This window comes from Pseudomonadota bacterium, from assembly GCA_030859565.1.
Classification (GTDB): domain Bacteria; phylum Pseudomonadota; class Gammaproteobacteria; order JACCXJ01; family JACCXJ01; genus USCg-Taylor.
Genome location: JALZJW010000049.1, coordinates 1 through 24,995, shown reverse-complemented (window position 1 = coordinate 24,995; position 24,995 = coordinate 1). Strand labels below are relative to the sequence as shown.

Sequence of the window (24,995 nt, the reverse complement as noted above, 5' to 3'; positions counted from 1 at the left end):
GTTATAGATTTATCGTGCGTTTATCCACGGCGAGCGCGGCTACGTGCATGGCTTCCGCGAGCGTCGGATGAGCGTGGATCGCGCGTGCAAGATCTTCGGTGCTGGCGCCGAATTCCATCGCGATCACCGCCTCGCTGATTAATTCCGAGGCGTTCGGCCCGAAGATATGCACCCCAAGCAAGGCATCGCTTTCGGCATCGCCCAGGATTTTGACCAGCCCCGCGGTCTCGCCCATGGCACGGGCCCGTCCGCTCGCTAGGAACGGAAACACCCCGCGCCGAAACGGGGTGCCATTCGTCTTTAACGACTGCTCTGTTTGACCCACCCAAGCCACCTCCGGCCAGGTATAAATGATCGATGGGACACAAGCGTAATTCACCTCGGTGGCGTGACCCGCGATGGTTTCCGCCACCGCCATACCCTCCTCGGAGGCCTTATGGGCCAGCATCGGGCCGCCAATGACATCGCCGATGGCGAACACGTCTCTCAGGTTTGTGCGGCACTGATCATCAACCTCGACGAAGCCGCGCCCATCGAGATTAATCCCGCATTCCAGGAGACCGAGTTCGTCGGTATTCGGGCGCCGTCCGACCGCGACGATCAATCTGTCCACGGCCAGATCGTGCTGCCCTTGGTCCTTTTGGTACTCAACGCGAAGGTCCGTCCCGTTCACGGTCACGCCGGTCACGGTGCAGCCTAACCGGATCGCCAGATCTTGCCGCGCCAGTTCTTTCGCGGTGGCCTGCGCGATCTCGAAATCCGTGCCCGGCAGAAACTCGCTCAATGCCTCCAAGATAACGACCTCCGAGCCAAGACGCCGCCACACGCTTCCAAGCTCAAGCCCGATTGCGCCGGCGCCGATGATGCCCAAGCGCCTCGGGACTTCCGAAAATGCTAGCGCCGCGGTCGAATCGCAAATCAACTCGTTATCGATCTCGATGCCGGGCAGCGCGGCGGGTACCGAACCGGTGGCGATGATAATATGCGAGGCCGTGATCACGGACGCTTCGGCGGGCGTGCGTTCGGTCACTGAGACGCGCATGTCGCCCAGCAGGCGCGCCTGTCCCGCGTGCCACGCTACATTGTTTTTCTTAAACAGCCCGGCGATGCCCTGGGTCAAGGTACGTACGACTTTATCCTTGCGGAGCATCATCGACGGGAGGTCGAGGCTGAGCCCGCTGACCGCGATCCCGTGATCCTTGGTATGACGGGCAATCGTTTCGTAGAGGTGGGAGGAATCCAAGAGCGCCTTGGAAGGAATGCAACCGACATTCAGGCACACGCCGCCCAAGGCGGGTTTACCGGCGGCATCGACCCACGCGTCGATGCAAGCGGTTGTAAAACCGAGCTGGGCGGCGCGGATAGCCGCGACATAACCGCCGGGACCGCCACCTACCACCACGACGTCGTATCGGTCCACGCCCTAGACCTCGATTAGGATCCGCGCCGGATCTTCGATGTGCTGTTTGATCGTGACCAGAAACTGCACGGCCTCGCGTCCGTCGATGATACGGTGATCGTAGGACAATGCGACGTACATCATCGGGCGGATCACCACTTGCCCCTCTTCCGCCACGGGCCGGTCTTGGATCCGGTGCATGCCGAGGATCGCGCTCTGGGGCGGGTTGATAATAGGCGTCGAAAGGAGGGAACCGAACACGCCTCCGTTGGTGATGGTGAAGGTGCCGCCGGTAAGCTCGTCGATGCCGAGCTTCGCATCCCGCGCCTTGTCGCCGAATTCCTTGACCGCGATTTCTATTTGCGCGAAGCCCAGACGGTCAACGTCGCGAAGCACGGGGACCACGAGTCCACGCTCCGAGCTGACCGCGATCCCGAGGTCGTAGTAGTCATGGTACACGACATCGGAACTGTCGATGGAAGCATTGACAATCGGAAACTTTTTCAACGCCGACACCGCCGCCTTGCAGAAAAAGCCCATGAACCCCAAGCGCGCGCCATGACGTGACTCGAACGCCGAGCGATAACGCTCCCGCAGCGCCATGACCGGCTGCATGTTGATTTCATTGAACGTGGTCAGGATCGCGTTCTCGCGTTGCGCCGCCAAGAGGCGCTCGGCAACGCGCAAGCGCAAGCGGCTCATGGCGACGCGCTTCGTGGGACGCTGACCCGTGTCGGAGTCCGCAGGCGCATCTTTCTGCTCGTCGGGCGGTGGAACCAGCCCGGTATCTTTGGCTTCAATATAAGTGAGCACGTCTTGCTTGGTGATCCGGCCGCTTTTCCCGCGCGCCGGAATGGTCTTAGGATCGAGGGCGTGCTCCGTGACCAGCCTGCGGACGGCCGGGCTGAGCGCAGTCACGTCCTCGGAAGGCGCCTCCTCGCTTACGCGCCTAGGCACGGCAGCCGCTTTGGGCGTGCTGAACTCTTTATCCGCGGGTGGCTCGGCTTGGTGAGCGGTATCGATGACCGCCAAAACTTCTTGACTCAATGCCGTCTCACCTGCTTTTTTGTAGACCTCCTTGAGCATTCCCGCTTCCGGGGCGGTGATCTCCAATGTCACCTTGTCCGTCTCAAGATCGGTCAGGTGCTCGCCGCGCCCGATCCGATCGCCCGGTTGCTTATGCCACTCGAGCACGCGCGCATCGGCGATCGATTCGGCCAGTACCGGAACCTTGATCTCTAGGAGCATGAGGGTTAATGCTTTACGCAGTCTTCTGCTGCGCGACGGCAAACTGATTCAACTTCAAGGCTTCGCTGACCAAGGCCTGCTGCTGCTCGAGGTGTTTCGAGCTATAACCCACCGCCGGCGAAGCGGAGTACGGGCGCGCCACGAGCCTCAGTTGCTGCGGTTCGTGCAAGCGGCCGAAGAGATGCAGGCGGGACAGCAAGTAGATCCAAGCCCCTTGGTTGCGCGGCTCTTCCTGCACCCAAATGATTTCGAGCGCGTTCGGATAGCGCGCCAGCACGGCGTCCAGTCCTTGGGTTGGAAACGGATACAATTGCTCTAGTCGGACGATTGCGATGTCTTTGATTTTGTTCGCCCGCCGGGCTTCCAAGAGATCGAAATAAATCTTTCCGCCACATATCAGCACACGATCTACCGACCCCCCATCGATCGGATCGATCTCGTCGATAACGACCTGAAAGCCACCTTCGGTGTCGGTGATATCCGCCAGGGTCGACGTCGAGAGCTTATGCCTGAGCAGGCTTTTCGGGCTCATGACGACCAAGGGTTTCTTGTAGGGGCGGAGCGCCTGCCTTCTTAACATATGAAACATCTGCGCGGGCGTGCTCGGAACGCATACCTGTATATTTTCCTCGGCGCAGAGCTGTAAGTACCGTTCGAGGCGTGCCGAGGAATGCTCGGGGCCTTGGCCGTCGTATCCATGGGGCAACAACATGACTAGGCCGCTGTAACGGCTCCATTTGGACTCGCAGGAGGTGATGAATTGATCGATGACGACTTGAGCGCCATTGGCGAAATCGCCGAATTGCGCCTCCCAGATCACCAAGGCATCGGGTTCCGAACTGCTGTACCCGTATTCGAAGCCCAAAACCGCCTCCTCGGACAAGATCGAATTGATCACCATGAATCGCGCCTGATCCTCTTTGACATGGTGCAGAGGGGCGTAGCCTTCACCGGTTTGTTGATCGTGCAAGACCGCATGCCGGTGAAAAAACGTCCCGCGCTCGCTGTCCTGCCCCGCCAGCCGGACGGGATAACCTTCATCGATTAAACTGGCATAGGCGAGAGTTTCCGCGTATCCCCAGTCGATCGGCGCATGCCCCTGCCCCATCTGGCGGCGTTGCTCGATGATGCGCTCTACACTGCGGTGCAACTGGATATCCTTGGGGATGCTCGTGAAGCGTTCGCTAAGCGCCTGCACGCGTTCCAGCGCGAGCGCGGTTTCACAAGGCGCGTCCCAATGGGTACCGTGGTATGCGGTGAAACTGACCCTAAGTTCGTTCCTGATGTCGTATACGACCGGCCCCGCAACGATCTGATCGCCCTCAAGCGAATCGATGTAAGACCGGGCCATCGACTCCGCTTCGTTTTCTTGGATGAGACCTTCCTGTTGCAGCTTTTCCGAATAGATCCTGACGACGCTAGGATGGTGCCGGATCTTTTGGTACATGATGGGCTGAGTCGCCAGCGGCTCATCGGCTTCGCTATGGCCATGCCTGCGGTAGCAGACCAAATCGATGACAATGTCTTTGTTGAACTCCATTCGGTAATCGAGCGCCAGCCGCGCGAGCATTACGACGGCCTCGGGATCATCGCCGTTGACATGCAAGATCGGCGCTTGGATCATCTTCGCCACGTCGGTGCAATATAAGGTTGAGCGTGCATCCAGCGGATCGCTGGTGGTGAAGCCGATTTGGTTATTGATGATCACGTGAATGGTGCCGCCCGTGGTATATCCGCGCGTCTGCGATAGGTTGAGCGTCTCCATCACCACCCCTTGGCCGGCAAACGCCGCATCCCCGTGCATCAGGATGGGCAATACCGTGTCCCGGTTTCTATCGCGGCGCCGGTCTTGGCGTGCCCGTACCGATCCTTGAACGACCGGGTTAATGATTTCCAAGTGCGAGGGATTAAACGCGAGCGTCAGGTGAACCGTGCCCCCCGGAGTGGCGATATCGGAGGAGTAGCCCAGATGGTATTTAACATCACCCGAACCGGCGGCGTTCCCGCCCTTGCCTTCGAACTCCTCGAATAGTTCCGCGGGATGCTTGCCGACAATGTTGACCAGCACGTTTAATCGCCCGCGATGCGCCATCCCGATGACGACTCCCTTGATCCCGCCCTCGCCGCCGCTCTGTACCAATTCGTCGAGTAAGGGGATCGCACTTTCGCCGCCCTCAAGGGAGAAGCGTTTCTGCCCCACGTATTTTCGGTGCAGATATTCTTCCAGCGTGGTGGCGGCCACGAGCCGTTCCAGGATCCGCCGCTTTCTTGGCGGGTCGAAACCGGGCATGGCGCAGTCCAGTTCCAAGCGTTGCTGCAGCCAGCGTTTTTGGTTGGTGGCGTTAATATGCATGTATTCGGCGCCGATCGTGCGGCAGTACGTTGTCCGGACCCGGCGTAGGATCTCGCCGAAGGCGGCATACTCGGCGCCAAAAAGCGATCCCGTGCTATAGCTAACGCCAAAGTCGCGTTCGCTCAGCCCATGAAAGGCGGGATTGAGCTCCGCGACGATCGGACGCTCAATTTGGCGCAAGGGGTCGAGATCGGCTTGCCGGTGGCCTCGAAATCGGTAAGCGTTAATGAGTTGTAAGACCGCGATTTGTTTTTGGATCCGGGCTTCGAGATCGGCGTCCGATAGGGCTTCGGTCCGCTCCGGCGCCAGCGCGGACCCATCGCCTACCGGCTCTGCTTGCTCGGCGCCGGGCGTTAGATCTTCGAATACCGACCGCCAATGCGCATCGATCGCGTCCGGACTGCGCATGAATTGCTCATACAACGAGTCAATAAACTCGGCGTTTCCGCTATGTAATGCCGTAGCTCTGCGCTGCTTCATGACTTATCGATATTAAACGCGGCGGTTTCCTCATGCACGGGAATCGCCGTGCGCCCGCGTGAGACGATGATGACGGTAACGAAGCGGTCATGGGATCGGTTCCCTTATCACGGCAGCCCTAATGTGCGCCGCAATAATACCCAATAGCTAAGGATGGGCCAAGAGTTTTAGCCGCTGCCATGATTCGGTCCGGCCACGGCGGCTGCCAAGACGCTACTTGCTGCGCCGCGCAAAATAACGTTATGCTTACCGTGCAGAGGGGCCCATTGAGGTATAAGGCTTATGGTGAAACCTGGAAACGCATACGCGAATCCGCGGCCTAAGGATAATTCGATGACACCCGACACGGTAACGATAACGGACAATACTACCGGTAAAACGATCGAATGTCCGGTCTATCGCGGCACTTACGGGCCTGCCGTCATCGATACCAAGCGCCTTTACAGCGAGCTTGGGATGTTTACCTTGGACCCCGGGTTTGTCACGACCGCAAGCTGCCGTAGCGCGATTACTTTCCTTGACGGCGACAAGGGGATGTTGTTGTACCGCGGCTACCCGATTGAGCAATTGGCCGAGCAAAGCTACTTCCTAGAAGTAGCGTACCTGTTGATTTATGGCGAACTGCCGACGGCCCGGCAAATGGCGGAACTCGATTCGTCCATCAAAGAGCACAGCATGGTGCACGAGCACCTGATCAAGTCTTACGGCGGTTACCGCTACGACGCACATCCGATGTCGATCATGGTCGGCATGATGGGCGCGATGGCTTCGTATTACCACGATTTGATGGACATTTACGACCAGGGTGACCGCGATGCCACCGCTCGCCGTATCCTGGCGAAGATGCCGAACATCGCTTCCAAGTGTTACAAGTATGGCGTCGGCCAGCCTTTCGTGTATCCCAACAACGCCCTGGGGTACATCGAGAACTTCATGCACATGATGTTCGCGCGGCCCTCGGAACCTTTTATCGCCAATCCGGTCGCGATATACGCCTTGGATCTGCTCTTCATCCTCCACGCCGATCATGAGCAAAACGCCAGCACCTCCGCGGTCCGGCTCGCGGGGAGCACCGAGAGCAACCCCTATACCTGTATCGCGGCGGGCATCGCGACCTTGTGGGGGCGTGCACATGGAGGCGCGAACGAGGCGGTCGTGCATATGCTCGAAGAGATCCAGGATATTAAAAACGTACGAAAGTATGTCGATCGCGCCAAGGACAAGGACGGATCGTATCGATTGATGGGATTCGGGCATCGCGTCTACAAGAATTATGACCCGCGCGCGGCGATTATCCGCAAGGCGTGTCACACCGTCCTCGACGCCATGGGCGCGGGCGCGCATCGGCCTATGCTCGATATCGCCATGGAGCTGGAGCGCATCGCGCTGGAAGATGACTATTTTATCGAGAGGAAACTCTACCCGAACGTGGACTTTTATTCCGGGATCATTCTCAAGGCGCTCGAAATACCGACGCGTATGTACACGGTGTTGTTTGCCATAGCGCGGACCGCCGGATGGCTGGCGCAGTGGATGGAGATGATCACGGATGCGGATTTCCGCATCGGACGTCCCCGCCAGATCTATATCGGTTCCGAAACCAGGGACTATGTGCCGGTCGCAAAAAGAATCTAAGGAAGCGAGAGAGCCAATGACGCAACCCGTTCAAATCACGGTCACTGGGGCCGCCGGCCAGATCGGTTACGCATTGCTGTTTCGTATCGCCGCCGGAGAGATGCTGGGACGGAACCAGCCGGTATGCTTGCGGTTGCTGGACATCACGCCCGCCTTGAAGGTGCTGGAAGGCGTCGCGATGGAGCTCTTGGACTGCGCGTTTCCGCTCCTCGATGACGTCATCATTACCGACGATCCCAAGATCGCGTTTCGGGAAACCGCCTATGCATTGCTCGTGGGCGCCAGACCCCGCGGTCCCGGCATGGAGCGCAGCGATCTGCTCGCCGCGAACGCGGGGATCTTCCAGATCCAAGGCCGGGCCCTCAATGAACACGCAGAGCGAGAGGTCAAGGTATTGGTGGTCGGTAATCCAGCGAACACCAACGCTTTAACGGCAATGCGCAGCGCTCCGGACATCGATGCGAAGAACTTCTCCGCGCTGACGCGCTTGGATCACAATCGGGCCATCGTCCAGTTGGCGCAAAAGGCCGGCTGCAAGGTCACGGATATCAGGAAACTGACCATTTGGGGGAATCACTCGACCACCCAGTATCCCGACGTCAGCCACACCTTGATTCGCGGCCGGCCGGCCAAGGACGCGATAGAGGAGCGCTGGTTTGCGGACGAATTCATTCCGCGGGTCGCGAAACGGGGAGCGGAGATTATCGCCGCCCGCGGCGCCTCAAGCGCGGCATCGGCGGCGAACGCGGCCATCGAGCACATGCGCGATTGGGTGATGGGAACCCCGTCGGATGATTGGACCAGCATGGCGGTTGCGAGTGACGGGAGCTATGGCATTGCGCCCGGTTTGATCTATTCCTTCCCGGTGATCACCCAGGACGGCGGCTACCGCATTGTCCAGGGGCTCGGCATCGATGAGTTTAGCCGCGCGCGTATGGAGATCACCCGCAAGGAACTGGAAGAAGAACGGGACGCGGTCGAGAAGCTTTTGGCCGGTTGACGCAAGTTAACGCAAGCTAATCACCGGCCAGCGATTGATGCTTGCGGCCTGCGCCAGCGTAGCGTCCGGATCCACCGCGACGGGATGCGTGACCGCATGCAGCAGCGGCAAGTCGTTGTGGGAATCGCTGTAGAACCAGGTCTCGGCATAGCTTTCCCCCTGTTTAACCAGCCAGTCGGATAAGCGCGTCACCTTGCCGGCGGCAAAGGCCGGCGTTCCGCACACACGGCCGGAGTAGCGTCCGTCGATGATCTCCGGCTCGGTCGCGATGAGATGCTCGACGTCCAGTAATGCGGCGATGGGCTCGGTGAGAAATCGATTGGTGGCGGTGACGATGAGCAGCGTGTCACCCTTGGCGCGGTGAGTATGCAATAACGCCCGCGCCTTCGGAAGCATGATCGGCTTGATTTTTCGTTCGATATATTTTCCGCGCCACGCGCGCAGCGTATCGGCATCATGCTGGGCCAAAATTTCCAACTGAAAACCCAGAAACGCGAAGATATCCAGCGCGCCGTTCGAGTAATCCCGGTAATACTGTTCATGGCGGCGCTCATAGTCGTCTTTTTGAACGATTCCTTCCTCGGTCAAGAATTGTCCCCAGAGTGTGTCGCTGTCGCCGCCGATGAGCGTGTTATCGAGATCGAAAATTGCTAAAGTCATTCCCTGCGACTAAGGAACTAAGTGTGTTAGAATTTCCAGCAAAGTGTAAGCTTGCGAATTTACGGACGAATTCAATCGGATGTTGGCGGTGAGTCATGATAGACGCTCGCGGTTTTAGGTTAAATGTCGGAATCATTCTAAGCAATCGCGACGCTCAGGTCTTTTGGGCGCGGCGCGTGGGCATGGACGCCTGGCAGTTTCCCCAAGGCGGCATTAAGCGCCACGAAACCCCCCAGATGGCCATGTTTCGAGAGCTCAAGGAAGAGGTGGGCCTGGAGCCCGAGCATGTGGAGCTCGCCGGATGTACCCGCGCGTGGTTGCGCTACCGGCTCCCTAAACGCTATGTCCGCTACGATAAGAGGCCTGTGTGCATCGGCCAAAAACAGATCTGGTTCATGTTACGGCTCATTGGCACGGAGACGGACGTACACCTGGATGCGGCTCCACGCCCGGAATTCGATCGCTGGCAATGGGTGCATTATTGGCATCCCCTACAAGAGGTCGTATTTTTTAAACGCTCCGTCTACGAAAAAGCATTGACGGAACTGGCGCCTTTAGTCTTCGCCGGCAACGATTGATAGGTTCGGCACGCCCGTCATGCGCTATACCAACAACGGACATAACTTGCGCTTTTCCTGACGTCATGCCGGCGAAAGCCGGCATCCAGGATGAGCTGCTACGCCCACTGGACCCCGGCTCTGCGTCCTCGGCGCGCCAAGCAGGGCCGACTTCGGCCCCGGCCAGCCTTTGGCTGGCGCTCGTACGAGCCCCTGGCCCTGGCTTTCGCCGGGGCGACAGTTGAAAAGGGGGCGTCTTGCATCTTTACTAGCCGCACCGCGGCGCGCGGCGAAGCTATTTAATATTTGTTCTAAAAACATTACACTAACGTTATGCTTATAAAAAAGATTCTCGTTCATTAAAACTTGCCAGCGAGAACTCGAACTCGGGTTCGAGGGGGTAACATTATGAGTATTCGGGGAATAGTCGCCCTCACCGGCCTCGCGAGCCTCATGGCTTGCAGCGCCCTCGTTCCGCCGCCTCCGGTCCCGTCGGGCGGGCACCTGCGCGTGGAGGACAACCGCCAAACGCAAGACATTCCGCCGGTCGTGGACAAAGTCCCGTTGCTGCCTCGACCCGAGCCGGCGCCCGATCTCGAGAAATACACGGTCGTGGTGAATGAGGTGCCGGTCAAGGAGTTGTTGTTCGCGCTGGCGCGGGATGCGCAAGTGAACGTTGATATCGATCCCGGGATCGAGGGGATCGTGACCCTGAACGCGATCGACCAGACCCTGCCCCAGATCCTCGACCGCATCGCGCGCCAGGCCGACGTGCGGTTTGAAATCCAGGGCAAGAACATCATCGTGAGCCCGGATCGGCCGTACCTACGTACCTACCGGGTGGATTACGTCAATCTCACCCGCGAAAGCAAGGGCACCATCGACGTCGCCACTCAGATCTCAACCACCGGGATGAGTGACATCGGAGGCGGGGGCGCGGGCGGTGGAGGCAGTAATAACTCCACGAGCTCGATCACCAATACCGCCAACAACCGGTTTTGGCTGACCCTGACGCGCAATATTCAAGCCCTGGTCGGCGAAACCGCCGCCGGGAGCGCCGCGGGTCAGGGCGATCTACCGGTGACCGAGTCGGTCATTCCCAATCCCGAGAGCGGGATCATCACGGTGCGCGCGACATCGAAACAGCATGCCGCCGTCCAGTCGTTTCTAGACAAAGTGCTGGCTAATGCCCAGCGCCAAGTCCTCGTCGAAGCTACCGTGGTCGAAGTGATCTTGAACGATCAGTACCAACAGGGGATCGATTGGAGCGTAATACAGAACGACGGCTCCGGTTTTCAATTCGATCCAAACCTCCAAGCCCTGTCCAGCAATGTGCCGCAGGCTGCGGCAGCCTCGTTCATATTGGGTTATTTGGACCTGGATGCCAGCGGCAAAAACATCGATATCGCCGTGCAACTGCTGCGAACCTTCGGCGACATCAAGGTGCTTTCGAGCCCCAAGATCATGACCCTCAACAACCAGACGGCGGTGCTCAAGGTGGTTCAGAACTTCGTCTATTTCGAGGTGGACGTCGAGCCTGGGAGTGTATCCTTGGCGGCCGTGACTGACCCCGTCGTGGACACCACGGCGAAGACGGTACCGGTCGGACTGGTCATGACCGTGACGCCGCAGATCAATGAAAACGACGCGGTGACACTCAACGTGCGGCCGACCATTTCCACGGTAATCGACACGGTGGCCGATCCCAATCCCGAGCTCAGCCGCGATCTCGACACGCCATTGCAGAACTTGGTTCCCGTGATTCAAGTGCGGGAGATGGAATCGGTGCTGCAAATCAACAACGGCCAGATCGCCGTGCTCGGCGGGTTGATGCAGGACTCGGTGGAGCAGGATTCCAACAGCATCCCGCTGCTTTCGGACATCCCGCTGCTCGGAGACAGCTTGTTTCGGAGCCGCTCCAACGCTTACGAAAAGTCCGAGCTGGTGATCTTCCTGCGGCCGTTGGTGATTCGGAATCCGAGCCTCGAGGGGGATCTCGCGGGGTACCGCTCGTACCTCGAGGAGCGTGTCGAATCCAATACCTTGTATTAAGCCGTTTAACCTGACGCGAAATGGTCGTATATTGCGGTCGTTGAAAGAACCGTTACCGTGGGCCGGTAAGAAGCAAGGGGCTAGCATATGAGCCTACTGATGGATGCCTTGAAAAAGGCCGAGCAAGACAAAAAGAAGGCGGCGGAGGATTTACAAGCGAACCTGGCCGCTGGCGGGGTAGCCGGAGCCGGCACGCACGATGAGCCAGGCCTCGAGTTTCCCGTTGCCGATGCAGGTGCCGAGCCGGCCGGCGACACGAGTCAGGATGAGCGGATACCGGCAGGCGAGGCGTCCGATTTAACCTTAGCGGGCGACCCAATGAACCTTTCGCTAGATAGTAGCTTGCCTCTTTCGGGATCATCGCCAAGCATCTCCGGAAACGTCCCCCCGCCCGCTTATGACAAAGAAGCCACTCTGCCGTCGCAACGGGCTATCAATGCGTCGCTCAAGGACTATTTTGACTCCTCGCAGAGTCTCGACCGTTCGCGTCCGAAACCGGGCTTATCTACGAGCGGCTCGTTCCGGACGGGTGACACGATCGCCCGGGTTTCCGCGGATACCGTATTCACAGCGACCCAGCGTACGCCGATTACGAGCAGGGTCGGCCTAGGCCTTGTGGTGATTTTAGTGCTGAGCGCGTCATTAGGCGCGCTGTGGTTCTGGGGCGAGATCGAGCAAGGCAGCGCGGGTGCTGGCGGCATTAACCCGCCCCAAACCGCAATGAGCGCGTCCGGACCTGAGCGGCAGGCTCCGCCCGCGGGGCCGGTGTCTACCCCGGCCAGGGTGAGCGACAGTGCCAACCCTACTCCCCCGATCTCAGCCACTCCGACCGAGGAGGCCATCGGCGGGTTGGCCGAGCCGACGCAGGAACGAGATTCGCGGCCTGAAGAAGCCCAAGCAGGCTTACAGGAACCACTGGCTCGTTCCGCAACGACGCCGCAGCAGCAGCCTGAACCACCACCAATACGAGCGGGCTTACCGGCCAGCGTGGCGGGAATGGTTGCCGAACCGAGTGCGATCAAGATCACCAAGAGCCGCCGCAGTGATCTGGTCGATCCCGATATCACCGGCGCCTATCGGGCCTACCAGGGCGGCGACTACCGCCGCGCCGAACACCTCTATCGGACCGTGCTGAGCCGCCAACCCGAACAACGCGATGCGTTGTTGGGAATGGCCGCGGTCGCCGCGCGTCATGGCCAAACCGAGCAAGCCCAGCGCTATTACGGACGGCTACTTCAGATCAACCCGCGCGATAGCGTGGCGCATGCCGCGCTTTCCGGCCTGCAAGGGGCGGCCGGCCGCGAGCTTAGCGAGTCAAAGCTCAAGCTCTTGCTCGACGAGACCCCCCAGGCGGGACAAATCCATTTCAGCCTGGGCAACCTTTATGCCCGGCAGGGACGCTGGGCCGAAGCCCAGGAAGCCTACTTCAAAGCCTTTGGCGCCGAATCCCGGAATCCCGATTACGTATTCAATCTCGCGGTCAGCCTGGACCGGATGGGCCAGGCCAAGCCGGCCGTCGGTTATTACCGCCAGGCGCTGGTTCTGGCCGACAGACGATTGGTTAACTTCAATACCTCCCAAGTCCTCTCCAGAATACGGACCCTGTCTCATCCGCCAAGCAGTGACTGAATGTGAATCTCACCAAGGAGCCGCCGCGCCACATCGGGGAACTGCTGGTACTTAAGGGGGTTGTCAGCGCGGATCAAGTAAGGATTGCGTTAACGGAGCAGAAAAAGCGCAAGGAGCACCTCGGCAAAATTCTAGTCCGTCTCGGTTTCGCCACCGAGGCCGTCATCCGCGATGTCGTGGGCGGCGCGCTCGGTCAGCAGAGCACGGATCTCTCCAATGTCGTCGTGGAAAGCGAAGCCATCAAGCTCCTTCCCAAGGAAATGGCCCGGCGTTACCGCGTTCTTCCCCTCACCTACGATATCCCCCGGAACCGTTTGACCGTGGCGATGGCGGACACCTTTAATGTCGTCGCTCTGGACCAATTGAATGCACTGCTAGGCGGCGATGTCGACATCGTCCCGCTATTGGCGGGCGAAAACGAAGTCGATAAGGCCATCGATCAATTCTATGGTTTCGAGCTATCCGTCGATGGCATCATACAGGAGATCGAAACCGGGGAAATCGACTACGACAGCCTCGACCCGGAAAGCGAGGCTTACAGTCAACCGATCGTGCGCTTGGTCAACGCGCTGCTCTCGGATGCGGTCAAGCGCGGCGCTTCCGACATCCACTTCGAGCCCGAGCTAGGGTTTTTACGCTTCCGTTACCGTATCGACGGGGTATTACGCCAGGTGAGGAGTCTGCACAAAAACTATTGGTCCGCTATCGCCGTGCGCCTCAAGGTGATGGCGGACCTGGATATCGCGGAAACGCGCGCCCCCCAGGACGGCCGCATCTCCTTGACCTTATCCGGCCGGCCCATCGATTTTCGGGTCTCCTCGATGCCCACGGTCCACGGCGAGAACATCGTGTTGCGAGTCCTCGACCGTCAGAAGGGCCTCGTTCCCTTGGAGGAGCTCGGACTGGGGCCGGACCTGTTGAACGTCCTGCGTATGATGGTGGCGCGCCCTGAAGGCATTATACTCATCACGGGACCGACCGGGAGCGGGAAAACCACAACGCTCTATTCGTTGCTGAATCACCTCAATACCGAATCCTCCAATATCATGACCTTGGAGGACCCGGTGGAATACCCCATGGTTTTGATTCGCCAAACCTCGGTGAACGAATCGGTGCGGCTCGATTTCGCGACCGGGGTACGGTCGATGCTGCGGCAAGACCCGGACATTATTCTGGTCGGGGAGATCCGCGACGAGGATACGGCCTCCATGACCTTTCGCGCGGCCATGACCGGCCACCAGGTGTATTCGACCTTGCACACAAATTCATCGATCGGGGCCGTACCGAGGCTCCTCGACCTTGGGATCCGGCCCGATATCATGGCCGGCAACATCATCGGTATCATGGCGCAGCGCTTGGTGCGTAAACTTTGCGCCAAATGTAAGCAGCCATACTCCCCCACCGATGTCGAGCGCCGCTTAATCGGATCGCAAGGAGCAACGCCCCTAATCTACCGCGCGAGCGGTTGCGGCTACTGCGAGCAGCAGGGGTATAAGGGCCGAACGGCCATCATGGAGGTCCTGAAATTCGATGCGGACTTGGATGATCTCGTGGCCCGGGGAGCGACCATGCGCGACATCGCCCGGTGCGCGATGGACCGCGGCTTCAAGCCGCTGGCCGAGGCGGGGATCGCCCGCATCGTCGATGGTACGACGAGCCTGGACGAGGTGTCGCGCGTGGTTGACCTGACCGAACGCGTTTAGTCGATGGATCTCTACCAATATAAAGCCGTCGATACCAACGGCCGGGTAAATAAAGGGCGGCTCGATGCGCTCAACCCGATCGATCTGGAAGTGCGCCTCGCCCGCCTCGGATTGGAGCTGGTCAATTGCAAGGAGGTTCAAGCCACTCGTTTTTCGGCGGGCGCGGGTATCAAACGCAAGGACTTGATTACGTTCTGTCTCCACCTCGAACAACTCCTGGAGGCGGGTGTACCGATGCTCGATGCCTTGACGGATTTGCGCGATACGCTCGATCACCGCCGGTTTCAGGAAATCACCTCGGCCATGATCGAGTCCATACAAGGAGGCAAGAATCTCTCGGAAGCCATGCGGGATTTTCCTTACGTGTTTAGCGCGGTGTTCGTCAATCTCATCAAGGCCGGCGAGACCACGGGCCAGCTCACCCATGTCCTACGGAAGGTCATCGAAAATCTCAAGTGGCAGGACGAACAAGCGGCCTATACCAAGCGACTTTTCATGTACCCGGCGTTTGTCGCCGTGATCACGCTGGGGGCTTTGGTATTTTTGATGATTATGGTAGTCCCCGAACTGCTAAAATTCGTTCAGACAATGGGACAGGAGCTACCGCTGCACACGCGGGTGCTGATCTTTACCTCCAATGCCGTGGTCGAGTTTTGGTACGTATTCGTCTCGGTACCTGTACTTATAATCAGTTGTATCCTGATCGCGATTGAGCGCAGTCCGGCGTTTCATGTCGCCTTCGATGCCGCCGTGCTCCGTATTCCCTTGTTCGGGCAGATCATCAAGAAACTTATACTGACGCGCATAGCCAGTTACTTTGCCCTCATGTATGCTGCCGGAATCACGGTGCTGGAGTGTTTGAAAGTGGCCGAGGAGATCGCCGGAAACAAAGCCATCGAAGAGGCGCTTCGGAGCGCCGCCCGTCACATCAGCGACGGCGCCGGCCTAAGCAACAGTTTTGCGGCCACCGGTTTGTTTCCGGCCTTGGTAGTGCGGATGCTCCGGGTGGGCGAGAATACCGGGGGGCTCGAGACCGCGTTGCAAAACGTAAGCTATTTTTATACGCGCGACGTACGGGAGTCGATCGAACGCCTGCAGACCATCATACAGCCGGCGATGACGCTGGTGCTCGGAGTGCTTTTAGGCTGGGTAGCCTTATCGGTACTGGGCCCGATCTATGATCTCATCACTAAGATCCAGTTTTAGCTCCGCGCGTCGGCGCGCCCTCTGCATCGCCTCCGATGGCGTATCGGTATATCAATGGGAAAAGGGAGGTATTACCGACGCCTTCGTGTTCGACGTCGATGATGTCGGCCTGGCCAATTTTGAACGCTATCTGAGGGAGACGCCGAAGGTTCCCATCTATCTGATGGTCGATGTCGTCGAAGAAGAATACCGTCACGAAAACATACCTCATCTCTACGGGTCCGACCGCCAAGCCGTCATCGAGCGCAAGCAGACCTGGTTCTTCCGCGGCACCCCATATTGCCACGTCATGATGCAAGGACGCGAAGCGGAGGGCCGCCGCGACGACAAGCTGATGTTCACCGCCATTATCAACCCGGACATCGTGACCCCCTGGGTCCGGCTTTGCACCCAAAACAAGATTGCGTTGGCCGGCATTTACTCCTTGCCGATTCTAAGCGCGTCACTTCTCGCCAAGATGAAGGTCACTTCCAACGATGTGCTGCTCGTAACCATGCAGGGGTCGAGCGGGCTGCGGCAGTCCTTTTTCAACGACCGGATACTCAAGATGAGCCGGCTCGCCAAGCTGCCCAGGCTCGGCACGGTGCCCTTCGCCCCGTATATCCTCGGGGAGCTGGGGAAGTTCGAGCGCTACCTCACCAGCGTGAAGCTCCTAAAAGCCCAGCCGCTCGATATCTATATCCTCGCCCATGGCGAATCGTTGGACCAGTTGGAGCAAGCGTGCCGCAACACGGAAACGGTACGTTATCACTTGCTGGATGTCGCCGATGTCGCAAGGCGTCTGGGGATCCACGGAGTGCTCACCACTCCGTTTAGCGATCATATCTTCGCGCACCTCTTGCTGCGCACCCAACCGAAGAACCATTTCGCCTCGAATGAAGAACGCCGTTACTATATGCTGCACCAATCCCGCGCCGGTCTGTATGCGGCGAGCGTCATCGCCTTGCTCGGCAGCGCTCTGTGGAGCGGGTTCAACCTGATAGAAGGCGTGTCGGTCAGGCACCTGGCTCAGGATGCTGCAAAAAAAGCCACGTTCTATCAAGCCCGCTACGATAGGGAAAAGGGACGGCTGCCCCCCACCGCGGTCAGCCCCGCCGATATCAAGACCGCCGTGCACATCGTCGATACGCTGACTCAACACAAAGCGGCGCCGCTCAACCGGATGGGGGCCCTCGGGCAGGCGCTCGCTGGTTTCCCCACCCTGCGGCTGGAAGAAATCCAATGGACCGTGAGCACCGACCCGCAAGCGGGCGCTGGCGCGGACGCCTCGCACACGCCACCCGTTCCGAACACGGGTCAAGCGCCCAGTTACTATGAAATCGCAGAGATCACCGCCAATGTCTATCCCTTCGATGGGAATTACCGGGCCGCTTTAGATGAGATCAATCGCTTCGGCGAGGTGCTGCGGTTGAAGTACCAAGCCCATTCGGTCACGGCGGTGAACCTCCCGCTCGATACCCGCTCGAGCGCCCAAATTCGCGGTGATACGAAGGACGTGAACATACCCGAGAAAGCAGCGTTCTCGTTGCGGGTCGTTTTCGGAGCGGAACATGCGCACGGTTGACATCGAATGGCCGCTGTTGAGCGCGCCGCTCGCGGCGCTGGTGGTAGCGCTCATCATCAGCGCCTTGCTTATCATTGCCAGCGGTTATTTTCGCGACGAGATGGCGGAGGACTATCGGCTCAACAACCAGAAGTTTCTGGACGTAAGCCGCAAGTACCTGTCCGTGGACGAGGACGAGCTTATCATCAAAGAGCAATATCCGCGGTTCGTCAATCTTTACCGGCGCGGGATTGTCGGAGAAGAAAAGCGCTTGGATTGGGTGGAGATCCTCAAAAACTCCGCGGCGACCATTAAACTTCCCGGCCTGCGTTATGAGATCACCTCGCGCGGAGCGTACAGCCCCGCGTTCCCGCTCGTCCCCGGGCCTTATCAAATCAATACCAGCACGATGAAGCTGGATCTCGGGTTGTTACACGAGAACGATCTCGCATCCTTGCTGCAAGATCTCGATGAGAAGGCGCCGGGGATCTATACCGTCAAGGCATGTACGCTCAAGCGGGCGCAAAATGTAGTCGCCGAGAAACCCGATGCGGAAAACGTCAAGGCGGAATGTGACTTGCTTTGGTTTACCTTGAGCCTTGCGAGCGGCGAGAAGATAAATCTCTAATACCGTCGCGTAGTTATACCACGCACGGTCATAAATCGCCCTTTCTTGATCCCCTCACCCTAGCCCTCTCCCGGAGGGAGAGGGGACCTAAGGAGGCGATTTATGACCGTGGCCAGTATAGTAAAATGCGTATTGCCATGAACCGATTAATTATATTACTAACCCGGCAACAAAATAGTACCCTCTCCCCGCGGGAGAGGGTTAGGGTGAGGGGAATAAAATCATGGTCGTACCCACTCACCCCCGCCCTCTCCCCCAAAGGGGCGAGGGGGTATTTAATCGCCGGATTGATTGTCGGACTCGGGCTCCTGAGCCTCGGCATTCGCGCGGATGATCTCGGCCGGCTGTTCACGACACCGGAAGAGCGGGAGATGCTCGAAACCTTGCGCAATCAGCCCCGGCGCGCCGAAGCGCCGACCGAGCAGCCGCTGGAGCCTGAAGCCCTCGCACCTGAGCCGCCCCCGGTTCAAAGTGTCAGAGTGGACGGCTTCGTATCGCGGTCGCGCGGCAACAATACCGTTTGGATCAACGGCACCAATTCGTTAACGGGCGACCTTGGATCGCAGCAGGTCGATGTGAATGTCCGAGGCATCCGCGGCCAAACCGTGCCGGTTCGTGTCCAGAACTCCCCCGTGGGGGTTGGTTTGAAACCCGGGCAAACGTTCGACCCGACCGATTCGCGCGTGGTTGATTTGTATCAAGAGACAAATGACGCCGAGACGGCATCGGATAACGCATCGCCGGCATCGGAATCGCCCCGGTAGGTAGAACGGGGTTTCGCGGAACCACCGCTGGTCTACCATAAACCGGCGGGCTACCAAGACGTTAGCGAGATCGGTCAACGCGCACGTCCAGGCTTGTGCTATACAGGCAACGGTCATAATCTACGTTTTCGCTTCCGTCATGCCGGTGAAAACCGGCATCCAGCCGAGCCTTCAAGCGCCGCAGTGGACCCCGGCTTCCGCCGGGGTGACGGTGATATGGGGGTCATCCATGCTTAGGAAAATTATGCCAGTTCACGGTATAGGTGGCTCGGTTTCAAATGAATGATAACGATGAAGCCCTATGTGGATGCGAGGCTATCGCTTATTTATCATTCCAGGGCAAGCTGGAATCCAGGGGTTTTTGATAACGGTTGGATGCCAGCTTTCGCTGGCATGACGGGATCAGTATTGTGAACGTTTTTTCAAAACGCACTATTAGAAAGCAGTCCGGCGCCGCGCTCATTGCGTTCTTGTTGGTCTTTGTAACCGCCGCGTCTTTCGCGCTCATAAAAGGATTGAACGAAGTCGCGACCAAGCAGCATAGGGATGCGCAGACCGCCAAAGCGCTTGCTGAGGCGAAGGCGGCGTTGATCGGGTATGCGGCCGGGGCCAACCTCATACCCCCGAGTTCATGCAGCACGAATGTCTCACGGTGTCCCCGGCCCGGCGACCTCCCATGCCCAGACCGGAACAACGACGGTTATGCGGATAACTCCCCCCCCTCGGGTTCCCTTCCGATCTCCTGTGGGAGTTCTCTCGGGTCGAACCAGGCTAGACGACTCGGGCGCTTGCCGTGGCGGACCCTTGGCCTGCCGGACCTCCGCGACGGCACCGGCGAGCGGCTGTGGTACGCCGTGTCCAACAACTTCAAGATGCGAGACAGGACATCTTGCGGGTCGAGTGGGGTTCCTGGATGCCTCAATAGCGATTCGCGAGGGACAATCACGGTTCGAAATTCGAACGGCGGCGTTCTTCATGATGGCAGCAATCCGTATAATGTACCGAGTGGGGCTATCGCGATCGTATTAGCCCCTGGGGGGGTTCTACAGCGTCAGGATGCGGGTACGGCGCAAGATAGAAGCTGCGCAACATGCAACGATCCCAAGAACTATCTCGACATTGACGTTGAGAACGGTGAAGACAACGCTGATTTTGCGGACGAGATCTCCACGGATGGATTTATCCAAGGCGATATTTTCGACGCTTCTCAGAACGTAATCGTCAACGATAAAATCTTGGCTATCACCCATGAAGACATAATGCCGCTTTTGGAGCGTCGGGTGGCGGGGGAGGTGCTCGCGTGCCTAAGGGACTATTCAGCGCTGCCGGGAAATAATACCCGCTACCCCTGGGCAGCGAACGTGGCTTGGCCTGATCCTCCAATCTTGTCGGATGCGCGCGACCTGCGTTTCGGTCGCGTGCCTGACGAGCCGTTTAGCAAGACCAAAACTGATATCGGCGGGCCCACCTCGGATACGTGGCTACCGGACGAGTGCAAGCCACCGAAGTTAGCGACGTGTACCGTTCCAGTCCAGTGTAAAATCACTTCGAGATCTTCATCAAAAACGTGGTGGCTCAACTGGAAGGAGCACGTGTTCTACGCTGTGGCGGAGGCCTATCAACCGGCCACGGGCAGCCCCTCCCCTTGCGGGCCCTCCCCAAACTCCTGCCTGACGGTTAGTCCGCCCTCCCCAACGTCGGATCGACGAGCCGTAGTCATGGTCGCAGGCAAGAAACTAGCCGCCGTTCTCCCGGATATTCCATCCGATCAAGTCCGCGACGACGCCGATCAGAAAGGGACTGTCACTAATTATCTGGAGGGTCAAAACGCCACACCTCTTGACGATATTTTCGAAAGAGTCCCAGTGTCCACTACCTTCAACGATGTGGTCGTCGTCGCTCCATAGACCTTAGTCGTGCTAAAGCAAGGCGGTTTCACGCTGATCGAAATCGCGATCGCAGTAGTCGTGATCGCCCTGTTACTGGGCAGTTTACTTGGGCCGTTATCGGTAAGGATCGAACAAGCGGATCGGCAAGAGACGCAAGCACTGCTCGACGAAATAAAAGAGGCACTTTACGGTTTCGCCGTGACACACGGGCGACTGCCGTGCCCGGACACCGACGGTGACGGTCACGAAGACCGGGGCGGTTCCCCTAATTATTCATGTTCAACCCCTTTTGATTTTCTTCCGTCGGCAGACCTTGGAGTCGCTAGGACAGACGCGTGGGGAAGACGGTTCCAGTACGGCGTTACACCCGATTTCGCCGACGAGGATCCGGAGACGGTCGGGCCAGGAGGCTGCGTGGCGACGTCCACCACAACCACAATAGCGTTGTGTTCGGTCGGTATCGGCTGTATTAAAGACAGCGCCGCTGCCGTGGAGTGCAATGTGGGAAACGGCATACCGGCCGTCGTCATCTCTTACGGTGCCAATGGAGGTCTGGCCCCAACCTCCGCGGACGAAATAGAGAACCAGCCGCCGTCTGACGTAAATTTTGTCTCTACAGGCTATAGACAAAATCCCGAGAATCAATTTGATGACCTGGTCGCGTGGATTTCACCCCATATCTTGAAGAATCGATTGGTTGCAGCGGGTCGTCTACCGTAGGGTTGTTATTTGTCTGTTTGACCCATATTCACAACCCCGTGATCACGAGTGCCAAGAATAATAGCGCCGCGCCGTCGACCACATACACCCCCCACTGGCCCACGATGCGCCCACTATGCAGGTCGAGGATCACACGTTCCAGCGGCAGGCCGCTGACCCTGTACGATCGCGTGATTGACAGCCATCAAGCCACTTTCTTCAGGGACGAGCCAAGCTGCCGGTCCTTGAGGTATTCTTCCGCGTAATCCACGCAGCAGCCGCAGCTCGTACCAAGATGCAGATTATCACTAAGCTGCCTTATAGAATTCACGCCGTTTCGGATGGCGCGTTCAATATCTTGATTCTTGACCCCGTGACAGACACAAACAAGCATTCTCGCTTCCTCTTCAATTCAAGGCTGATGCTAATGCTATTACAAATGAGAAGCATTCGCAACCACTTTCGAAACAGATCTTAAAGTCTCTCTGCGCTACCTACGCTAGTGCTCTGTAACTCAAATAAGCCAGAAAATACCGCGACGTCGAAAACCAGATCCGTCATTCCCGCGGAAGCGGGAATCCAGCGCCGGCCTATGCTCCGCATGGATTCCGGCTCGCGTCCGCTACGCGGACTTGGCCGGAATGACGGGTCTGTGTTCTGCGGCGTGTTTCTGTGACACTCCACTAGCACATCGACAATAGATAGTTTTCGATCCCCAGTTTCTCAATCAATTCAAGCTGGGTTTCCAACCAATCTACGTGCTCTTCTTCTCCACGCAGTATCGCTTCCAAAAGCGATCTGGAGACGAAATCCCGGCTCGATTCACACCACGGAATCGCCTCCCGCAGTAGGGTCATCGCGTTGTTCTCGAGTTTAAGGTCACAGGTCAGCATTTCTTTCACGTTCTCCCCGAGCATGAGTTTTCCTAGGTCCTGGAGGTTCGGCAGGCCGTCCAAGAACAGGATCCGCTCGATCAAATGATCCGCATGTTTCATCTCGTCCAGGGATTCACGAAACTCGTACTCGTTGAGCTTGTGCAACCCCCAGTTCTTGAACATGCGTGCATGCACAAAATATTGGTTGATCGAAGTAAGCTCGTTCTTCAAGACCTTGTTGAGATAGTCGATCAGTTTGCCGTCGCCTTTCATCGGTATCCTCACTTCACAGGAACGGTTGGTACCGTCATTCACGCACTATATTGAGCGCATCTCCCTGCATGTCAATGCGGCTCGTCCCTCAAGCCCATCGCAGGGCGTGTTATTTTTTAACCTATGATAGAGTTGCCATCAAAGGACGTCGGGCCGTCGCATCGCGCGACATTCGATTAATATTCAGCGGCAATAGCGCACACGATTGGGAAGCGAATGGAAAATCCCTTACTGACCGAGGCGGGTCTACCGCCGTTCAAACACATCGATGTCGGTCACGTGGAACCGGCCATCGATACCGTGCTAGCCGAGAATCGTGCGGCTCTCGCATCGCTTCTAAAAAACGCGGCGTCACCGGACTGGGAACGAACGCTACGGCCGGTAGAAGACTTACAGGACCGATTAAGCCGCGCCTGGGCGCCGGTGCGGCATCTGCATGCGGTCGCCGCGCGCGCGGAGATCGCCGTGGTTAAGCCACCGCTGGGGCCTGGCGGCGTAAGCTGATTGAGCGCTATGCGACGCCTGCGCGCAACATCCCTCGCGATCTTGCTTACCCTGGAATCCCCGCATCTAATTGCCGAGGAGGCCTATGTCATCGATCGGCTGCTCATAGGTATCCACAAAGACAAGGATCTCGCAAGCGAGATCATCAAGGTGTTGCCCACCGGGACCAGACTGGAAGTGCTGAAGCGAGAGGCCGGCTTGGCGCAAATAAAGGGACCCGAAGGGATCACCGGATGGGTCGATGCCGTCTACCTAATGCCTGAGCGTCCAGCCCGTGTGGTGGCGGACGCGCTGGACAAACAAAACAAGCAATTGGAGGCGGAAGTCAAAAAACTAAAGGAGCGTCTGAAGCGTCTGCGGACCGCAAGCGCGGGTCCGGCCGCCCCCAACGCCTCGCGCGCGGAGGAGCCTGATCCGCAGGCGTCCGAAACCGAAAAATTGCAGGAACAGAATGCGGCCCTCACCCGCTCGCTTGAGGAACAACGCCTGCGGGCCGAGGAATTGCGCACGCAATTGGCGGCACTCACCGCTCGGAGCGGCGGCGCCACCCCCTCAAGCTCCGCAAACGAACCCTTCATCGCGAAGTTTAAGTTGCCCTTGATCTTCGCGGCCTTGGCCTTGGCCCTGGGCGCCGGATGGGGGTTTTATCTCGCGGACTACCTGCAACGGCGGCGCCACGGGGGTTTCCGCATTTAGCGCGGGGAAGGTTTGTGGCTGTGCTGAAGGTTGCCACCTGGAACGTTAACTCCGTACGTTTGCGCACCGAGCAAATCGTGCCATGGCTGGTCCAGGAACGCCCCGATCTACTGGCATTGCAGGAAACCAAAGTGCCGGACGCCGAGTTTCCGGCTGATGTTTTTCTCGCGGCCGGTTATCAGTCGCTTTACGCGGGTCAGAAGAGTTACAACGGCGTAGCGATTCTGAGCCGCGGCACCGGTACAGACATCCTGACGGAAGTGCCGGGACTGACCGATCCGCAACGCCGGATCCTGGCGGTTGTGTTCGATAAAATAACGCTCGTGAACGTTTACGTTCCCAACGGCTTCGAGGTGGGATCGAAAAAATACGCGTACAAACTCGAGTGGTTGCAGCATTTCATCCTCTACGCGGCGTCGCTGGTCCGGAGCGGGAACGACGTTATCATTCTCGGGGATTTTAATATCGCACCCGAGGACCGGGACGTCTATGATCCCGTGGCCTGGGAGGGGAATGTTCTCGTGAGCCCGCCGGAACGAGAACGCTTGCAGCGATTATCGGCGCTCGGGCTTACGGATGTGTTTCGACTTTTTCGGCAGGATGCGGGATCTTATTCCTGGTGGGACTATCGCGCCGGAAGCTATCGGCGCAATCACGGCCTCCGCATCGACCTCATCCTGGCGAGTAAGTCGCTGGCCTCGCGCTGTATCGATTGCCGCATTGACAAAGAACTGCGCGGCCAGCCCAAGCCTTCCGACCACGCGCCGGTCATTGCCGAGTTTCGGTAATTCGCCACCGATCCCGCGAGTGAAGGGCCGCGCCAACCGCAAGAACCCGTTGCGCTGATCACGCCTCAGTCGCTAAGATTGCTTAGTTTTTTTATATTGATACCTTTCATGAAACCCGATATTCATCCAGCATACAGCGAGATAACCGTCACCTGTAGTTGTGGCAATAGCTTTGCCACGCGCTCGACGGTCGGTAAAAACATCCATATCGACGTGTGCTCCGCCTGTCACCCGTTCTATACCGGCAAGCAGAGGCTCGTGGATACCGCGGGGCGTGTGGATCGATTCCGGCGGAAGTATAAGTTGCACTCCTAGAGTAGTGTCTCTGAAATACCTATACAGTCACCAATCTGTCGATACCCCCTTCGTCATTCCCGCGAAAGCGGGAATCCAGGGTCTTTTGTGGATTCCGGG

23 protein-coding genes are annotated in these 24,995 nt (G+C 58.3%); 16 read left to right on the top strand and 7 right to left on the bottom strand.

Annotated features, from left to right (window positions below; translation table 11 throughout):
• Nucleotide 1 precedes the first annotated feature (1 nt).
• From lpdA to M3436_09230, 3 genes are read right to left on the bottom strand one after another with little or no spacing between them, the layout of a single operon-like run.
• Complete coding sequence (gene lpdA / locus M3436_09240; GenBank protein ID MDQ3564306.1) at nucleotides 2-1,420, bottom strand: dihydrolipoyl dehydrogenase; 1,419 nt, start codon at nucleotides 1,418-1,420, stop codon at nucleotides 2-4.
• Nucleotides 1,421-1,423: 3 nt separating this feature from the next.
• Complete coding sequence (gene odhB / locus M3436_09235; protein MDQ3564305.1) at nucleotides 1,424-2,647, bottom strand: 2-oxoglutarate dehydrogenase complex dihydrolipoyllysine-residue succinyltransferase; 1,224 nt, start codon at nucleotides 2,645-2,647, stop codon at nucleotides 1,424-1,426.
• Nucleotides 2,648-2,660: 13 nt separating this feature from the next.
• A complete protein-coding gene (locus M3436_09230) occupies nucleotides 2,661-5,480 on the bottom strand; it encodes a 2-oxoglutarate dehydrogenase E1 component (GenBank protein MDQ3564304.1) in 2,820 nt (939 codons plus the stop codon).
• A 333-nt stretch (nucleotides 5,481-5,813) separates the two neighbouring features.
• On the opposite strand from M3436_09230, the gene M3436_09225 reads away from it, so the two are divergent.
• On the top strand, nucleotides 5,814-7,115 hold the full coding sequence (locus M3436_09225; GenBank protein MDQ3564303.1) for a citrate synthase: 1,302 nt from the start codon (nucleotides 5,814-5,816) through the stop codon (nucleotides 7,113-7,115).
• Nucleotides 7,116-7,131: 16 nt separating this feature from the next.
• A complete protein-coding gene (locus M3436_09220) occupies nucleotides 7,132-8,115 on the top strand; it encodes a malate dehydrogenase (GenBank protein ID MDQ3564302.1) in 984 nt (327 codons plus the stop codon).
• Between the two features lie 6 nt (nucleotides 8,116-8,121).
• On the opposite strand, the gene M3436_09215 is transcribed toward M3436_09220, so the two are convergent.
• Entirely contained in the window at nucleotides 8,122-8,775 is a 654-nt protein-coding gene (locus M3436_09215; protein MDQ3564301.1) for an HAD-IB family hydrolase, read from the bottom strand.
• Nucleotides 8,776-8,870: 95 nt separating this feature from the next.
• Here M3436_09215 and M3436_09210 point away from each other — a divergent pair, with 95 nt between their 5' ends.
• From M3436_09210 to M3436_09175, 8 genes are all read left to right on the top strand, one after another.
• Entirely contained in the window at nucleotides 8,871-9,353 is a 483-nt protein-coding gene (locus M3436_09210) for an RNA pyrophosphohydrolase (GenBank protein MDQ3564300.1), read from the top strand.
• Nucleotides 9,354-9,740: 387 nt separating this feature from the next.
• Nucleotides 9,741-11,384 carry a pilus (MSHA type) biogenesis protein MshL gene (mshL, locus tag M3436_09205; GenBank protein MDQ3564299.1) on the top strand — a complete coding sequence of 548 codons (1,644 nt, stop codon included), beginning with the start codon at nucleotides 9,741-9,743 and terminating at the stop codon, nucleotides 11,382-11,384.
• Between the two features lie 87 nt (nucleotides 11,385-11,471).
• Nucleotides 11,472-13,013, top strand: coding sequence for a tetratricopeptide repeat protein (locus M3436_09200; protein ID MDQ3564298.1), 1,542 nt, complete (start codon nucleotides 11,472-11,474; stop codon nucleotides 13,011-13,013).
• Between the two features lie 2 nt (nucleotides 13,014-13,015).
• Complete coding sequence (gene tadA, locus M3436_09195) at nucleotides 13,016-14,716, top strand: Flp pilus assembly complex ATPase component TadA (protein ID MDQ3564297.1); 1,701 nt, start codon at nucleotides 13,016-13,018, stop codon at nucleotides 14,714-14,716.
• A gap of 3 nt (nucleotides 14,717-14,719) precedes the next feature.
• Complete coding sequence (locus M3436_09190; GenBank protein MDQ3564296.1) at nucleotides 14,720-15,922, top strand: type II secretion system F family protein; 1,203 nt, start codon at nucleotides 14,720-14,722, stop codon at nucleotides 15,920-15,922.
• Complete coding sequence (locus tag M3436_09185; GenBank protein ID MDQ3564295.1) at nucleotides 15,894-17,486, top strand: hypothetical protein; 1,593 nt, start codon at nucleotides 15,894-15,896, stop codon at nucleotides 17,484-17,486. Before M3436_09190 ends, M3436_09185 begins: the two co-directional genes overlap by 29 nt.
• Nucleotides 17,473-18,093 (top strand): hypothetical protein, encoded by a 621-nt coding sequence (locus tag M3436_09180; GenBank protein MDQ3564294.1) that lies wholly within the window; start codon nucleotides 17,473-17,475, stop codon nucleotides 18,091-18,093. Before M3436_09185 ends, M3436_09180 begins: the two co-directional genes overlap by 14 nt.
• Before the next feature lie 206 nt (nucleotides 18,094-18,299).
• Nucleotides 18,300-18,857 carry a hypothetical protein gene (locus tag M3436_09175; GenBank protein MDQ3564293.1) on the top strand — a complete coding sequence of 186 codons (558 nt, stop codon included), beginning with the start codon at nucleotides 18,300-18,302 and terminating at the stop codon, nucleotides 18,855-18,857.
• Nucleotides 18,858-19,179: 322 nt separating this feature from the next.
• On the opposite strand, the gene M3436_09170 is transcribed toward M3436_09175, so the two are convergent.
• On the bottom strand, nucleotides 19,180-19,365 hold the full coding sequence (locus tag M3436_09170; GenBank protein MDQ3564292.1) for a hypothetical protein: 186 nt from the start codon (nucleotides 19,363-19,365) through the stop codon (nucleotides 19,180-19,182).
• 280 nt (nucleotides 19,366-19,645) lie between these two features.
• Between M3436_09170 and M3436_09165 the strand changes: the two genes are divergently transcribed.
• Nucleotides 19,646-20,764, top strand: a complete 1,119-nt coding sequence (locus tag M3436_09165; protein ID MDQ3564291.1) for a hypothetical protein — start codon at nucleotides 19,646-19,648, stop codon at nucleotides 20,762-20,764.
• 9 nt (nucleotides 20,765-20,773) lie between these two features.
• A complete protein-coding gene (locus M3436_09160) occupies nucleotides 20,774-21,466 on the top strand; it encodes a type II secretion system GspH family protein (protein MDQ3564290.1) in 693 nt (230 codons plus the stop codon).
• 184 nt (nucleotides 21,467-21,650) lie between these two features.
• Here M3436_09160 and M3436_09155 read toward each other — a convergent pair whose 3' ends face one another.
• Entirely contained in the window at nucleotides 21,651-21,839 is a 189-nt protein-coding gene (locus M3436_09155) for a (2Fe-2S)-binding protein (GenBank protein ID MDQ3564289.1), read from the bottom strand.
• Nucleotides 21,840-22,128: 289 nt separating this feature from the next.
• Nucleotides 22,129-22,593, bottom strand: coding sequence for a bacterioferritin (gene bfr, locus M3436_09150; GenBank protein MDQ3564288.1), 465 nt, complete (start codon nucleotides 22,591-22,593; stop codon nucleotides 22,129-22,131).
• Nucleotides 22,594-22,809: 216 nt separating this feature from the next.
• Here bfr and M3436_09145 point away from each other — a divergent pair, with 216 nt between their 5' ends.
• The 4 genes from M3436_09145 to rpmE all read left to right on the top strand — a co-directional run bounded on the left by M3436_09145 (nucleotide 22,810) and on the right by rpmE (nucleotide 24,896).
• A complete protein-coding gene (locus M3436_09145; GenBank protein ID MDQ3564287.1) occupies nucleotides 22,810-23,097 on the top strand; it encodes a hypothetical protein in 288 nt (95 codons plus the stop codon).
• A 9-nt stretch (nucleotides 23,098-23,106) separates the two neighbouring features.
• A complete protein-coding gene (locus M3436_09140) occupies nucleotides 23,107-23,793 on the top strand; it encodes a TIGR04211 family SH3 domain-containing protein (GenBank protein MDQ3564286.1) in 687 nt (228 codons plus the stop codon).
• A 23-nt stretch (nucleotides 23,794-23,816) separates the two neighbouring features.
• On the top strand, nucleotides 23,817-24,581 hold the full coding sequence (xth, locus tag M3436_09135; protein ID MDQ3564285.1) for an exodeoxyribonuclease III: 765 nt from the start codon (nucleotides 23,817-23,819) through the stop codon (nucleotides 24,579-24,581).
• A gap of 108 nt (nucleotides 24,582-24,689) precedes the next feature.
• Complete coding sequence (gene rpmE, locus M3436_09130) at nucleotides 24,690-24,896, top strand: 50S ribosomal protein L31 (GenBank protein ID MDQ3564284.1); 207 nt, start codon at nucleotides 24,690-24,692, stop codon at nucleotides 24,894-24,896.
• Nucleotides 24,897-24,995: the final 99 nt, after the last annotated feature.

Coding starts and splice junctions, on each gene's coding strand:
- M3436_09225 (MDQ3564303.1), top strand. CDS start 5,814: ATGACACCCGACACGGTAACGATAACGGACAATACTACCGGTAAAACG.
- odhB (MDQ3564305.1), bottom strand. CDS start 2,647: ATGCTCCTAGAGATCAAGGTTCCGGTACTGGCCGAATCGATCGCCGAT.
- M3436_09145 (MDQ3564287.1), top strand. CDS start 22,810: ATGGAAAATCCCTTACTGACCGAGGCGGGTCTACCGCCGTTCAAACAC.
- bfr (MDQ3564288.1), bottom strand. CDS start 22,593: ATGAAAGGCGACGGCAAACTGATCGACTATCTCAACAAGGTCTTGAAG.
- rpmE (MDQ3564284.1), top strand. CDS start 24,690: ATGAAACCCGATATTCATCCAGCATACAGCGAGATAACCGTCACCTGT.
- M3436_09210 (MDQ3564300.1), top strand. CDS start 8,871: ATGATAGACGCTCGCGGTTTTAGGTTAAATGTCGGAATCATTCTAAGC.
- M3436_09180 (MDQ3564294.1), top strand. CDS start 17,473: ATGCGCACGGTTGACATCGAATGGCCGCTGTTGAGCGCGCCGCTCGCG.
- M3436_09185 (MDQ3564295.1), top strand. CDS start 15,894: ATGATCTCATCACTAAGATCCAGTTTTAGCTCCGCGCGTCGGCGCGCC.
- M3436_09170 (MDQ3564292.1), bottom strand. CDS start 19,365: ATGAGCGCGAAAGACGCGGCGGTTACAAAGACCAACAAGAACGCAATG.
- M3436_09140 (MDQ3564286.1), top strand. CDS start 23,107: ATGCGACGCCTGCGCGCAACATCCCTCGCGATCTTGCTTACCCTGGAA.
- M3436_09200 (MDQ3564298.1), top strand. CDS start 11,472: ATGAGCCTACTGATGGATGCCTTGAAAAAGGCCGAGCAAGACAAAAAG.
- mshL (MDQ3564299.1), top strand. CDS start 9,741: ATGAGTATTCGGGGAATAGTCGCCCTCACCGGCCTCGCGAGCCTCATG.
- M3436_09230 (MDQ3564304.1), bottom strand. CDS start 5,480: ATGAAGCAGCGCAGAGCTACGGCATTACATAGCGGAAACGCCGAGTTT.
- M3436_09215 (MDQ3564301.1), bottom strand. CDS start 8,775: ATGACTTTAGCAATTTTCGATCTCGATAACACGCTCATCGGCGGCGAC.
- M3436_09190 (MDQ3564296.1), top strand. CDS start 14,720: ATGGATCTCTACCAATATAAAGCCGTCGATACCAACGGCCGGGTAAAT.
- M3436_09220 (MDQ3564302.1), top strand. CDS start 7,132: ATGACGCAACCCGTTCAAATCACGGTCACTGGGGCCGCCGGCCAGATC.
- M3436_09155 (MDQ3564289.1), bottom strand. CDS start 21,839: ATGCTTGTTTGTGTCTGTCACGGGGTCAAGAATCAAGATATTGAACGC.